Here is a 13,952-nt window from a genome sequence, read left to right as displayed (position 1 = left end):
TCTTATCTTTCTTTATGCGTTTTCATCTTTGGGAATTTTTCGGTTTCGTACCAGGCTTTTGTCGGGCGGTCGGCCGGGAAGCCGGATTGTTCGCGGTATGCTTTACGCTCACCGGTGAAATTCCACCAGCGCTTGCTTTCATCCCTATGCCCGATATAATGAACGAGCAGGCGGTACGAGTCTTCTACACAGGGGTCCGCCCAGCAACCGCAATGTTTTTCATAGGCGTCAAATAATTCTACCGCGCTTTTTCCCTTTAGTTGTTCCAGCGAATAATAGCCTTGTGCGATAAGTTCTTTGGCAAAGCCCGGGCCCAGTGAGGGAATGCTTTGAAATTCCGCCAATGCCGCCAATTCTTTGGCCCGTTGAGGCGAAGCGCCCAGCATGGCCGCGATCTCATCCGGTGCGTAGTCGCCCAGCATCTTTTGGCTGACTTTCTGTTCCTTTAGCTTTTGCTTTTCTGCTGTGCTCAGTTCAAAATCGATCTTCTTTTTCATAAGCCCCTGATCAAATTATCCATTTCTTTATGATTGCCGCTGATAAACCCCGCCATTTCATTCTGTTCATCTAAGTTCAGTACTTCACCGTCATATATCCAGTTATCATCTGCGTCGAACAGGATGCGGCCGATAAGGCGATCCTGCAGCGCATCATAAAGCTGGTAGCCGTCGCCTTTATCCGGCATGATCCACACCCATCTTTCGGTACAGGTTTTTGCCATTTTAGGCCTCTCCTCGAACAACTTACTTCTCATGAAAACAAAAGTGGGAAAAAATGTAAAATCGTATAAAAAAATACTAAAAATATTAGTATTTTTTTATAGTCCCAAATTTGATTGCTATGGTACCATTAATATGGAAATTGAACTTGAAAATATGCCGGTGGTACCAGAACCAGCCCGAAGCAACCTTACCGGTATCATGTTCGCCGTCATTCCACTTTTTATAAACTTTGATCGCACCAACCAGGCCGACAATTGCGCCTATCGCATACATCGAGTTGGTAACGGTAGCGAAATAACTTTTAACCTGGTTGGTGGCTTTGTTGATACCCGCATTGCCATCCTGTGAAAAGGCGCTTGCACTAATTAGTAGCAGTACAATGGCGATCTGCGTAGGGAAGAAGGTCTGAAGGTTGCCTTATACAGTCATCCGAACTTTTACGCTGAGGTGTTTTATGATGGTGATAGCAACAGGATTGTACGTTGCCGGGCATTCACTTCCACTGCATCGCTGGCGGCGTATATTCATTTGAATTAAAACATTCACCTGAATATCATAGAACGCGGGGGGAACATTCTCAAAAGGCATTGTCTTTCTGAAGATAATCTAATAAATTACATAGCAAAAAAGCATTAGGACGATTTCACATCTTATTTGGTGATTTCTGTTTGGTATAAAACCTTACCGGTATCATTGATCGCATTAACGCGCAGTGTTTTTGAATTGATAGAAAAATACATAAAGCCATGCTCGGATGCCTGGAATCGGCAATAAGGGATCCCGGTGCTTACTTCGGTAAGTTCTGATCCGGCACCTGATATAAACTGATGGGGATAACCGCCTGCCGGTTTTAAATGCTGAAGCGAATGCTCATGGCCCGACAGGTATACGTCCACCTTGTGCTTTTCGAACAGGCCGCTCAACGCTTTACGGATAGTGAGCGTATCATAGTTTTTTATTCTCGGCCCAACCGTATAACCCGGGTGATGACCTACAACGATCTTCCATTTCACGTCAGCCGAAGCGTCCTGAAGTGTTTTATCTATCCAGGCCAGTTGCTTTTCGGGTTCCCGCTCCTTTAAATCGTAAACAATAGGCTGTGTATCAATAAATATAAAAAGCACTTTTCCTGTTTCCCTTCCAATATTTACTTCTTTGGCGTAATAAAGTGAGGGCATATTCCAGCGGCGGCTTACTTTACTGTAGCGCACCTGCGCATCCGGGTCGGTGCCGTAATCGTGGTTCCCCAGCACCGGGTACCAGTCATCCTGCAGGGAATGCGCGGTATATACATTCTCGTAGGAGTAATGCCAAAGCGGATCATTTTCACTGACAACCCCTTTCGGATAAAAATTATCTCCTACCGAAATGATAAACTTATTGGGATGTGTAGCTGCCCATTCGCCCATTTGTTTAGCTACCTCGTTCTGATGGTACTCGCCGTTGCGGCCCCAGTCGCCGATAGCCACGAAATTCAATGGAAAATCATCCGCCAAAGCAGCCCTTGGCGATACATCATCGCTTTCCAGGTGGGTTTCGGAAGTACCGGCAATTGTTTCAAGCGGGTTACTAAGCGAAGCACCCAAAGCCGTTAGTGCTGTATTGATCACAAAATCTCTTCTTTTCATATAGCTGATCTATCTTTTGTCAATTAATTTATTCTGTTTGCCTTTGTTTTTTACTAAATCAAAGGCATCTAACAGTTCGCCTGTTGCCAGGTAAGCCCTGAAGGATAGTTTATTATTATCGATATCAATGGTGTGGTAAACCTGTACATGGCTGGCAATGATATCGGCCCATTCCATGGGCTCTGTCTCGTACATTTTTGAGCCACTAACGGATACCACGTATACGGTACCGGACCGTGATCCGGCAGGACCGTTTGTAAGCGCTATTTTGTTCATCCCGCGCGCATAGGCATGATCGTGTCCCTGCAATACCAGGTCAACGTCGTACGCATCAAAAACAGGCTTTAAAAACTCACGCGTCTTTTTGTTATCCCTTCCTTTCTTGGTCGAATAAATAGGGTGGTGCATCACTACACAAGTCCATTGCCGGGTGTTTTGCCTGAGTACCTGTCGCAACCACGCCACCTGCCGGTTGATGCACTCCTGCGTTGACGCCTCTTCAATCATTTGAGTATTGAGGGATATGATCCGTACACCCTGTATGTCGGTGTAATAACAGCTGCCTTTCAGCAGATCATCTGACGGGCCGTTATCCGGAAGGCCGAATTGTTCATTCCAGTAGACCGACAAATGCGGCTTGCCATCTTCGTGCGTATATTCGTGGTTACCGGGTGTCATTAAAGCCGGTGTGCTTGCATGTATGTACCCTCCGGCAGCAAACCAGTCATCCCATTCATTGTCTTCATTGGCGCGGTTAACCAAATCGCCCGCGTGGATAACCAATTGCGCACCGGGCATTGCCGCATAGGCCTTCCTGATCACCCGGCTCCATAGAGGCCTTATACCGACTTGTGCATCGCCCAGGTAAATAAAAGAAAGTTTGGCCGCAGCCATATCGCCTTTGGCCGTACTAAACTGAAACCACTCGCTCCAATTATTCTGCCTGCCAACGCGATAGGCATATAAAGTACCCGGCTTTAGGCCGTTAAGGCTAACCCTGTGGTTAATGAAAGCGGTATCATTAAATTTAAAAGGGCGCCCCGTCGCATTTACCCTGGTCAGGTTAGCAACAAATTCGGGATGTGCATCCGCGACGGCGTACTCGGCATAACCTGCTTCAGTAGTATTTGCAGTCCGCCAGTTGATGGTAATGCTGGTAGCAGTATCAGGCGTAACCGTAAGAATAACCCTGTCGGGCATATCAGCTGCCGCATGATGGTTATCATTGCTAAGCAATAGCCGGGCAGGTGAACCGATAACGGGCATAAGCGCGCTCATTTTTAGGGTTTGCCCCAGGAAGTGCCGTCTTGCTATTTTATTCATCAGAAGAGTTTTATAGTTAAAAAAGATGGGGGCCGGGCTCCAGGCTCCGGCGCCCTGTCTTTGCTTCAATTGATTGTTTATTACCTATTTGAGATACCACATTTTGGTATTGATATCATCGGGCCCGAATACCGCGATTGCGGCACGATAGCTATCATTATTAACATTGGGCTCGCTGGTTGGCCAGCCATATCTTACCGGGAACTGCGGTTGAAAAGCCATGGGGCCGGCCACAAATTCGGGATAACCTGTACGGCGGAAATCAAACCAGCCTTCAGAACCGCGGAACAGCATGGCCAGCCATTTTTGAATGATCAGTTGCTTTTGCGTACCATCGTATTTTACCAGTGGCGAATCATAATAAGCCCCGCTTACTGCCTCCGCCTTAACCCCATAATAATCCATGGAGGCTTCGATACCATCGTGGTAAAGCGATGCCGCTGTTTTAGACGGAACGGTTACTTTACCTGTTTGCGCGGCCTCGGCCAGGATAAAACAAACCTCGCTGTAAAGCATCAAGCTCGCTTTCAGCCCGGTGGCTTTATCCTGTCTGAAAAACGATGAGAATACAGACTGATGTTTTTCGCCGCCGTTATAATCGGCCGGATTGGCTAAGGCATGAGGCACGCCTACGTATTGATGATGATCGACCGTTGAACCGGCAGTAGCAGCAACCGGCGCCACCCATACTGCCAATCGCGGATCATTACGTGCAACCAATGCATCCACCAGTTCCTTGCTTACTTTTGTTTTGGCAAAATCAGCGTCGATCATGTTTTTCGCACCGCCCGGCCAGCTGTCGTCCTTTTTAACCCCCTGATATACCACCTCGGCATTATCGGCATTACCGGTAAAAATGGGGTACCGCTCGCTGTTGTCAATGATTTCCTGCATATCTGAAAATGCCCTGGTGTAAACTTTCGAGCAGCGCAGCAACATCCGCAAACGAAGCGAGTTGGCCAGTTTACGCCACTGCAACGCTTTACCTGCATATAGCGCGTCGGCTGCCGCGTCAATACCGGCGCCGTTGGTCCTTAGTTGCTCATTGGCATCTTTTAGCAGCTGCAATAAACTCATATAAATGGCCTCCTGTTTATCATAGGCTGGCTTGATATTACCTGTACTTACAGATTGCAATGCCTGTGAATAAGGCGCATCACCATAAAGATCAGTGAGGTAGGCCATGTTGAATGCCATAAGAATATTACCGGTAGCCTCATATACCGGCTGCGCGGTAGTGACAGCTTCCTGCTGCATGGTTTTAATGATCATAGCGCGCTGGTAAATATCGTTCCAGTCCACGGATGTCCAGCGGAAGGTTTCGTAGTCATTGTTCCTTACCAGTGTAATATACCTTCCGAGCGCCGCAGGTCGGCGGTCAAAAGCATTTTCCTGGTAAGCATAAGCCGTTTGGGTAATAGCTTCGGTAAAATGATACTCTGGCCTTGTGGTTGACGGGCTGTTCGTATTGGTATTGATCTCTTGAAAATCTTTGGTGCAGGAGGTAAATGCCACTGCTGCCAATATTAAGAATAGGAAAGAATAAGCTTTCATGTTTTTTGGTTGATTAAAAATTGCAACTCAGTTTAATACCATAAGAGCGTGTGCCGGGCAATGTCCAGTGCCCCACGCCCTGGTAGCGCAGTCCGGATAAGCTCATGGTTGTTTCGGGGTCGAAACCCATTTTAGCCTTGGTCCAGGTATATAGGTTATAGCCGATAAAAGACAGCGACAGGTTACTCATAAACGGAAGGTGACGCATCGTATTTTTACTGAAGGTATAGGTGAGGGATACCTCTTTCAGCTTTATATAGGTCGCGCTGAAGGTATCGTTCTCATAATACTTCCAGTATTTGCTGTCATAATAATCACTGGCAGCGATGATCACATCATTTTGCCTGTAGGTACCATCGCCATTAGCGATTACGCCGGGCATGATCATGCCGTCATTTCGTTTCGCACCGTCGCCGTCGGTCCAGCTTAAACCACCATGCGCGGCATCACGGCCCGGCACCGTAGTTTCCAGAAAGCCGTCATCAATTAAGCTTTTGGCCACGTATGAATAATACTGACCGCCTTTGCGCCAGTCAACCAACACATTCAATGTAAGCGGGCCATAGCTGAAACTGTTGTTAGCACCCAATATAAAATCGGGATTATAGTTACCTACCTTTTCAAAATCGGTTGCCTGCTGCAACAGGCCTTTGCTGTTCAGCAATGCCTGGCCGGCATAGGCTCCGTCAGGTACTTTTTGCCAGCTGCGGGCATAGAAATCGCCCATCTGCGTGCCTTCGCGAATAAGATATTGCACATTGCTGCCGTCCGTACTGCCCAGTAAATAATTGGTAATACCGGGTGTAAGCGAAATTACCTTGTTGCGGTTGCGGGTAAAGTTCAGGTCGGTTCGCCAGGTGAACTTACCTTTGACGGGTACGGCATTAAGTGATAACTCGATGCCCGAGTTTTGAATATTACCGGCGTTGATCAGCTTGGTACTGGCACCCGAAGCAATAGTGGTAGGCACCTGGATGATCTGGTTCTTGTTATTGGTTTTGTACCAGGTAAAGCTCATGCCCAGCCTGTCCTGAAAAAAACTGATATCGGCACCGGTTTCATATGAGGTGGCTATTTCAGGTTTCAGCTGACTGTTCTTTTGATCGAACGAAAGTGATGCCCGTTTTACCGAACCCCAGTCAGAATCAAAAGGGATGACATTGTACAATTGATACGGGTCCGTGTCTGAACCTACCTGCGATATGTTTCCGCGTAGTTTCAAATAAGAAAGCTTATCCCATTTGATACCGAGCAGGTCAGATGCGATAACACTCAACGACGCTGAGGGATAGAAATACGAGTTGTTTTCCGGAGGCAAAGTACTGCTCCAGTCGTTACGCGCGGTCAGGTTTAAAAACACGGACTGTTTGTAGCTGATCTCCCCTAAACCATATACACTATTGATACGCTTATGTGAAGCGCCCTCCGCATAGATCATGGAGCCGGCGGCGGCGTTCGACAGGTTATAAATGCCGGGCAGCGTCAGTGTTCCGGTGTAATTTCTGACAGAGCGCATTTTTTGGTCCATCTGATTACCACCAGCCGAAACTGAATATGACCACTGTGCGCCTATTTTTGATTTATAGGTTAACAGGAAATCGCTGTTCTGCTCTTTAAAGTAGTTATTTTCGGTAAGATAGGCGCCGGTTGGGTTACGCTTGGCACTGAACGGCCGCTTTTCATTCAGGTCTGTTGAGTAATAATCAAGCCCGGTACGCCCGGTCAAGGTAAGGTTGGGCATCAGATCGACCGCGAGCTGAACATGGCCGGTTAAACGGTTACGGTTAAATCCATTTGTTTCTTCATAGGCGATCAGGAATGGGTTGTCATCGCTCGATAAAGGGTTATATTGTTTGATACCTTCCTTGCCCGGCACCCAATAGTTACGCAGCTCATCGATATTGATATTAGGCGTCAGTTTATATACCTGCGAGGTAACGCTTTCGCTGTAGGCCGATGGGCGGTTATCGCTTTGGTTGTTGGTGTAAGCCAGGTTAGTACTTAACCTGATTGATTTTTTGATGTTGTAGTTGCCTGCAAAATTCAGGTTGTTACGTTTAATATCCGTATTCGGTACGATGCCTTTATTTTGCATATTGGCATAAGAGATCCGGAAATCACCGGCTTCGCCGGATTTGGAAACCGCGATGTTATTTGTGTAGGTATGACCGGTATTGAAAAAGTCTTTAACACGATTAGGGTAAGCGATCCAATCGGTTGCTACGGCATTGCCATTGGCATCAAGCGGACTGTTCCATTGAACCAGTTTGGTACCTGTATTTAAACGCTGCCCCCAGGCGCCCGTGCTAAGGGTATTATCAGATACCGGTGAATCTCCTGATCCGTATTCGTTTTGAAAATGCGGAAACAGATAAGCCTTATCGAACATTGCGGTTGAGTTAAAGCTTATGCCGAGGCCTTTTTTTTCAGCGCCTGATTTGGTGGTGATCAGGATAACGCCCGAGCCTGCCCGGCTGCCATATAAAGCGGCCGCACTGGCACCTTTCAATACGGTTATGCTGGCAATATCATCGGCGCTCAGGTCACCTATAGGGCTTCCATAATCAATGGTTTGTTTGCCATCTATACCGGCCGTTGGGTTTTGCAGGGCCGGTGCGACGGGTACGCCATCAATCACATATAAAGGCTGATTGTCTTTGGTAAGGGATGATTGTCCACGGATGGTAACCATCACGCTTGAGCCGGGATCGGAGCCCGTGGCCCTGACATTAACGCCCGCGATACGGCCGGAGAGCGCGTTCAGCACATTAGGCTGCGGAACATTGCTCACATCGGAAGCGCTGAGCTGTGCGCTGGCATAACCCAATGATCTCTCCCTTTTTTTGATGCCCAGTGCAGTTACAACCACTTCATTAAGCGAGTTGGAGCGGGCTTTTAGAGTAACCGTTGTGCTGGTTCGCCCGCCATCTTCCACCGTTACATTTTTGATGGTTTCGGTTTGAAACGATAGGAACGTAACCTCAAGGGTATATACCCCGGCAGGTACCGGAATACTGAAAGAGCCATCGTTAGCGGCGGTCGTTGATTGTCCGGCTTCTATGACTTTAATGGTAGCACCTGGTAGCGGCTCCCTGGTTTCATCTACTATTTTACCCGAGATATGGCCTTTTTGAATAGATGAAGCGGGTTTACCCTTACTATCACGGCTAAGGATAATATAATTATCGACAACCTTATACTTAACAGCAAGATCCTCGGTAAGCCATTTGAGGGCATCGCTAACCGGTACTTTCTTTTTACGGACAGTGATCTTTTTTGACATCAGGGAACTAACCTCCTGATCGAACGTAAATTCCAGGCCTTGTTGTGATTTAACCTGCTGAATAAACTGTTGCAGTGTTGCCGAATTACTGTTAAAGGTGAGCATACGCTCCGTGTTTTGAGCCGAGGCGCGTTGCCAGATGGCGCACAGTAGAAAAACAAGCATCAAAAGTTGATGCCTTAAAATCTTTTTCATTACTTTAGTGTTGAATTATCGCAGGTTGTTGAAGCCTGCATGTTGTTAATTGAATTTCCAAGTTCAGTTGATATCCAAGCGTCCTGCTCCAACAGGACGCTTATTTTGTAAAATATGCTGTATGTACCTCCTTGCTTATGGGTTAATTGATATGTACTTCATTTTTGTTGATGGTGTAAGAAAAGCCGGCTGTTTGCGAGAGGATATTTAACACCTGCGGCAAAGTTCTGCGGGTAAAACTGGCCGTAACCTGTTTAAACGGAACACTTTTGGGCTTAATAAATATGCGCACGCCATAATACCGTTCCAGTTTGGGCGCGATCTCCCGGATAGTTTCCAGTTGAAAGACAAGCGTCCTTTTTTGCCAGGCCAGCATGTCTTCTATTTTCATTTTACTTTTTATGACGGTATTATCATTGTTGTAGGATAAACGATCGCCGGGTAAAAGCATATAAGTGCGGGGCACTTTGGTGTTGTTAACACCAACTTTGCCGCTGGCAACACTAACGGCTGCCTGCTTATCCGTGCGGTAGGCGTTTACATTAAATGATGTTCCCAGTACCTGCACATGCAGGCGGCCGGTATGTACTAAGAAGGGACGCTTCGTATCATGCTTTACATTAAAAAAGGCCTCACCGTTCAGATATACTTCTCTTTTAGCGCCGGTAAATGCGGCTGTGTACTGTAAAGTGCTTCCGCAATTCAATGTTACATCGGTGCCATCAGACAGGGTGATTTTTTTTTGCTGACCGGCTGTTGTAACCAGGCTCAAAAGCGGCCCGTCATTTACAGGCGCTAAAGTACTTTTCCAAAAAAGGTACCCGGCTGAAAGTACCAGCAAGAGGCTTGCCGCTATACCAAGCGACCATCGGGAAATATTGATCTTCCGCACCGGTTTTATAGTTGACTGTACCCTTGAAAAAACGCGCTCGGCATCAAAATCCGTAACTGCCGAATCATCGGCCATATCATCGATAGCTTCCTGTTCCAGAACAGCCTTCCATTCTTCTTCGTAATTGCCGGATGCAAGAACTTGCCTTGCCTGCTCCAGTTCCTGCCTGTGGCAACTATTGGCAACGTATTTTTTTAATAATAATATGATTTCCTGATCCATTATGCCTTTGCTTCATACATAAGACAATTTACAGGAACCGGATAACTACCCGGTTTGAAAAAAAAATTGAATTAATTTTTCAGGAGTAGTAATGCTGTTAAGAGCACCCCTATTGCGCCGTTCGCCAGCAGGTGGTTTTTGATATATTTGAGCGCCTTAACTAGCTGGTTATTTACCGTGCTATCGGCAATGTTAAGTTCACGGGCGATCTGGCTGTGACTCATACCATTATTACGTCTCATCTCGAAGATCAGCTTTCGCTGGGCGGGCAACTTATCAATGGCCTGCATGGTTTTCTCGAGTGTTTCACGGTAAACGAGTGTGTCTTCGGTATTTTGAGTAAAGTCCTTAGTGGTGCTCACTATTTCATTTATGAACCGGTCCTGTACGCCCTCCCGTGTGATCAGGTTAAGCAAATGGTTACGGGTAACTTTATATAAGTAAGGTTGTATAGAAGATTCGATATTAAGCGACGGCGCGTCGTTCCATAGTTTAACAAATACATCATGTACGGTATCTTCCGCAATTTCGCTTGATTTAATGATCTTAACGGCGTACCGAAACAGCTTTTTAGCATAGGTATTGTAGATGACGGTGAAAGCCTCCTGGTCATGTTTTTTCAAACGAAGTAAAAGCTGCTGCTCATCTAATATCATCTTATCCCCTTTGGTCATTGATACCGCATATTAACGATGGCAAAAATATCAAACAATGCTGCAATGCTATGATAAGGAATGTTTAAGTTATTGTAAACTGAGTAGTGCAGACTCTTCAGATCTCTGATCAGTATGCAGGAAGGGCTTATTCAGGAAGCTGTTGAAAAATAAAAGTCCCCAACACTCGCTGCCGGGGACTTTCAACCTAAACCTTATCACAATTAACCGGCAAGAAGGCCGGTCATTATGGTGGCAATATAGAACTATACTTTCATTTTAGCGCTTTTGCGTTGCTTTTTTTCAGGCGCATCCTCCGCAGTCTGCGCTTGCTTCTGGTCCTTTTTAACGTCATTCTTTAATTCGGGCTTTTTATAATGTTCCAGTTGCTGGGCCTCGCCTTTCCAGTTCGTGAGGTTAACGCGGTGTTCAGCGGGGTTGGCTTCCAGGTATAGCTTTACCTCCTTGCCGTCCTTCATAGCAGTGACCTGGTGGCGGTTGCCTTTTTCCAATGACTTCATCAGTTTTTCGCGGGCACCCTCGTCGTTAATGCCGACAATGTCCATTTTGTCTATAGCGCGTTCTGGTTTGTAGTTCCAGTTCTCCGAAAACGAACGCAGCTTAAAGTTGCCGTTTTCGGTCTTGTTTTCCTTGTCCAGGATAATCCAGGCATTGTATTTCTCTCCTTCGAGGTTCTCTAACTGCTTGTGAACCGCCCGTCCTTCCATCAGGTTATAGGATTCCTTGGCGGTGATGCTGCTGCCTTTGTTGATATAAAAAGTTTGCTGCATTTCTTTATCTCTTAGCGAAGCGTCGTACTTATTGAAAAAATACATTTCGTTATTATCGCCTGCTTTATAGTGCAGGGTGTAATCAACGTTTTGTTTGTTGTACTCCTGGTCCGTTGTTAAGGTAAATTCTTTTTTACCGGATTTAATGTTTTTTTCCAGTTCTTCATTTAGCTGCTCGCCAAACCCCAGGTTCAGCAATTGCTTTTGCAGATAGCTTAAATTTTCTGTGTTCATAGTTGTATATAATTTATTGATTAATATTCGGATTCAGGCCCAGGCTGACGCGCACATGCCGGCGGTTCATCGGGACACCCGCCATATCGGCGGTGACATCCAGCCGGGTAAGGCGGCTTGTCAGCAGTTGGATAGCTTCGCCTAAGGGCACGTCGGAGGCGAAGACCTGATCGCGCAATTTGCCCCCGGAATATAAGATGGCGTCATAATGCTCGAATTCAAAGTCTCCAAAAGGTTTTTATCCAGGTTGATCTGGATACGGATCTTATCCCGGTCGGTACGCAGCGCGGCGCAGTCATATCCGGTAAACATGGCTTCGCGTAACTGATCGACGACAGGCGGTTCGGTAAATCCAAGGTCGGGCAGTTGGGTTTTGATTTCATAGAAATTAATGCCCATGCCCTTAGATGTGTTGTCCATTTTTTACTCCTTTCCGCACATTGTGTACAGGTAACTCCGGTCTTTTCACGATGGCCTGCTGTTGTGCATTCTTATCTAGTTTCGCCGGTGTAATCGGTTTATTCCTTGCGTCAAAAAATTTAAGTGTGTGGTTGGCCGGGTCAGCCTGCACTGAGATGCTTTGATATTGCTTGCCATTTTTCCAATGGGCCGGCGCACGTTGACCGTTTTCCAGGTAACGAATAAGTTCAGGTTTGCTACCCATGATTGACGGCATGCTTTCCACCACCGCTTTAACATCAAATGCGTGATCCGGGGCATAACGCTGAACGCCATAAGGACCGATCTCAACCCAGCGCTGGCTCTCGTGGCCGGAGGCATCAGTAAAAGTTTGCTTCAACGCACGGCCTTCCAGCAGGCTCCGGGCATGGTTAGTCTGTAAACCCGGCCAGTCTTTCAACCGGAAATCGTGAGCTGTTCTAATTACGCCATTGTATCTTAATACGGCATGCAGGCTATCCAACTGGAAATCCCCACGCGCGTCCTTTTCAAAATGAAGGTTGAAGGTGAGTCTTTTCTCAGAGTCGAGTTGGCAAGCCAGCGGTACAATGACGCTCCGAAGTTCCGGGTCCAGGTGTTCTTCCAGTTTACGGGCGACAGAACCAAGACCGGTTTCCCGCATTTGCTGTTTGAGCATTTCCATATTCACGGTTCTTTGACGGGCCTGTTGACGGAGGTAAGCGGGCCCGTCAAGCAAGTGGTCTTTGATGCGATAGAATAGCCGGGCAAGGACATTGGGATAAAGCTGCTGTTCCAGTTTACCGACCTGATTTGCCAGTAAGGCCATAAAGGGTTTCTCATCCTCCCGCGCTGTTGCTCGCAGGCGTAGTGCTGCCTGTCGAAAATGTTGTAACTGCAGCCGGCGGAGCGCCTGAGCGTCAACAACTCCGGACGGAAGCAGCGCTTCTATTTCCTTTTTTTGATCTTCCCAGGTTTTAAAAACCAGGAGGACGCCGTTGGTGGCTGCATTCATTGGTTAATCTTTAATAGTATCGGGTACTCGTCCTGTAACCTGACTTTGATTTTCCTGATCTTTTTACTGAACAGACCTTTGGCGGCATTAACGCCCCCCGCAGCCGCTTGTGCACCGAGACTCTGGTCCATACTCAGGAATTGCATGCTTTGAATAGCATTATCTGCGCCGGCGCCGGCAGCACCGGAAAGTTCGGCTTCTGGTGCCGGTATGCCGGGCATACCGTCCAGACTGAAAACCGTCAGGCTGACCGGGATGATCTGCTTTTCAAGGCGAATATTTTGAATGGTCAGCAGCAGCCGCTGGTTAGTGATCTGGCAGGAACCATAGATTTCCTGGCCTTTTGGTAACAATTGGTTTTTGATGGTAGCTGTATCGGTAAGTTTGAGTTTGACGGAAGCACCGTCAGCGACTTTTTGTTTGCCGTCAATTATTGCGGGTATCGCCCGGAACGGTTTGGCCGGTTCTGTTACGTCCGTTTTGGGCTGCACGGATGCCGGGTTCTGGATCGCCTGTATCTTATCCAGCATGCTGTTCAGTTGCTGCATTTCCGGATCCGGCGCATTATTGCTGTCATCTATATCGCGCATCATTTTTTTGAGCTGCTTTATTTGCTGTGGCTCCGGTTGTTCATAGCCGGCGGACTGCTGGTGAATTTGCTGCGGCTGGCTTAACTGTTTATTTAATTGCGCCAGTTTGGCCTGTATCTTTTGCGCCTGGTCATCAGGAGTTGTTATAGGATCAAGTTTTTGCGGCGGAGTATTATCAAGGCCTATCGACTTTAAAAAGGCCGGGCTTACGCCATCCTGTGCTGAATCATGCTGAATGGCCTGGTAAACGGCCATTTTATCGGTTTTTTCTTTATCCTTGAACTGCGCTTCGGGAAGATCGGTATCCAGACCTTTATTGTTTGTTATGGGCTGGGTTCCCGCTTTGCCACCGCCCAATGCCCAGAAGGCCATCGTAAGAAAAGGTATGACCAATAAGGGTAATACCAATAGGAACTTTCGTTGCTTTTCCATT

Annotated in this window: 13 protein-coding genes; all 13 read right to left on the bottom strand. The window is 47.0% G+C overall.

The features are described 5' to 3' along the window. Positions 1-2 precede the first annotated feature (2 nt). On the bottom strand, positions 3-497 hold the full coding sequence (locus NPE20_RS05120) for a helix-hairpin-helix domain-containing protein (protein WP_256537530.1): 495 nt from the start codon (positions 495-497) through the stop codon (positions 3-5). Further along, positions 494-754 carry a hypothetical protein gene (locus tag NPE20_RS05115; protein WP_256537529.1) on the bottom strand — a complete coding sequence of 87 codons (261 nt, stop codon included), beginning with the start codon at positions 752-754 and terminating at the stop codon, positions 494-496. The genes NPE20_RS05120 and NPE20_RS05115 overlap by 4 nt, the downstream gene beginning before the upstream one ends. Positions 755-806: 52 nt before the next feature. Next, on the bottom strand, positions 807-1,109 hold the full coding sequence (locus NPE20_RS05110; RefSeq protein ID WP_256538671.1) for a DUF4134 domain-containing protein: 303 nt from the start codon (positions 1,107-1,109) through the stop codon (positions 807-809). A 263-nt stretch (positions 1,110-1,372) separates the two neighbouring features. Beyond that, positions 1,373-2,350, bottom strand: coding sequence for a purple acid phosphatase family protein (locus tag NPE20_RS05105; RefSeq protein ID WP_256537528.1), 978 nt, complete (start codon positions 2,348-2,350; stop codon positions 1,373-1,375). A 9-nt stretch (positions 2,351-2,359) separates the two neighbouring features. Continuing rightward, positions 2,360-3,673 (bottom strand): purple acid phosphatase family protein, encoded by a 1,314-nt coding sequence (locus NPE20_RS05100; protein ID WP_256537527.1) that lies wholly within the window; start codon positions 3,671-3,673, stop codon positions 2,360-2,362. Between the two features lie 84 nt (positions 3,674-3,757). Then, positions 3,758-5,227, bottom strand: coding sequence for a SusD/RagB family nutrient-binding outer membrane lipoprotein (locus NPE20_RS05095; protein WP_256537526.1), 1,470 nt, complete (start codon positions 5,225-5,227; stop codon positions 3,758-3,760). 13 nt (positions 5,228-5,240) lie between these two features. After that, a complete protein-coding gene (locus NPE20_RS05090) occupies positions 5,241-8,705 on the bottom strand; it encodes a SusC/RagA family TonB-linked outer membrane protein (protein WP_256537525.1) in 3,465 nt (1,154 codons plus the stop codon). Between the two features lie 142 nt (positions 8,706-8,847). Further along, positions 8,848-9,819 carry a FecR family protein gene (locus NPE20_RS05085; protein WP_256537524.1) on the bottom strand — a complete coding sequence of 324 codons (972 nt, stop codon included), beginning with the start codon at positions 9,817-9,819 and terminating at the stop codon, positions 8,848-8,850. A gap of 71 nt (positions 9,820-9,890) precedes the next feature. Next, the gene (locus NPE20_RS05080; RefSeq protein ID WP_256537523.1) at positions 9,891-10,493 is read right to left on the bottom strand and encodes an RNA polymerase sigma factor; all 603 of its coding nucleotides are present in this window, start codon (positions 10,491-10,493) and stop codon (positions 9,891-9,893) included. Between the two features lie 245 nt (positions 10,494-10,738). After that, positions 10,739-11,497, bottom strand: a complete 759-nt coding sequence (locus NPE20_RS05075; protein ID WP_256537522.1) for a hypothetical protein — start codon at positions 11,495-11,497, stop codon at positions 10,739-10,741. Positions 11,498-11,638: 141 nt separating this feature from the next. Then, a complete protein-coding gene (locus NPE20_RS05070; protein ID WP_256537521.1) occupies positions 11,639-11,917 on the bottom strand; it encodes a hypothetical protein in 279 nt (92 codons plus the stop codon). Next, positions 11,901-12,929, bottom strand: a complete 1,029-nt coding sequence (locus tag NPE20_RS05065) for a hypothetical protein (RefSeq protein WP_256537520.1) — start codon at positions 12,927-12,929, stop codon at positions 11,901-11,903. The genes NPE20_RS05070 and NPE20_RS05065 overlap by 17 nt, the downstream gene beginning before the upstream one ends. Continuing rightward, positions 12,926-13,951: a conjugative transposon protein TraM gene (locus NPE20_RS05060; RefSeq protein WP_256537519.1), complete on the bottom strand. Its 1,026-nt coding sequence runs from the start codon at positions 13,949-13,951 to the stop codon at positions 12,926-12,928. The genes NPE20_RS05065 and NPE20_RS05060 overlap by 4 nt, the downstream gene beginning before the upstream one ends. Position 13,952 lies beyond the last annotated feature (1 nt).

The organism is Mucilaginibacter aquariorum (assembly GCF_024498135.1).
GTDB lineage: Bacteria > Bacteroidota > Bacteroidia > Sphingobacteriales > Sphingobacteriaceae > Mucilaginibacter > Mucilaginibacter aquariorum.
This window is presented reverse-complemented; position numbering and strand designations above follow the sequence as displayed.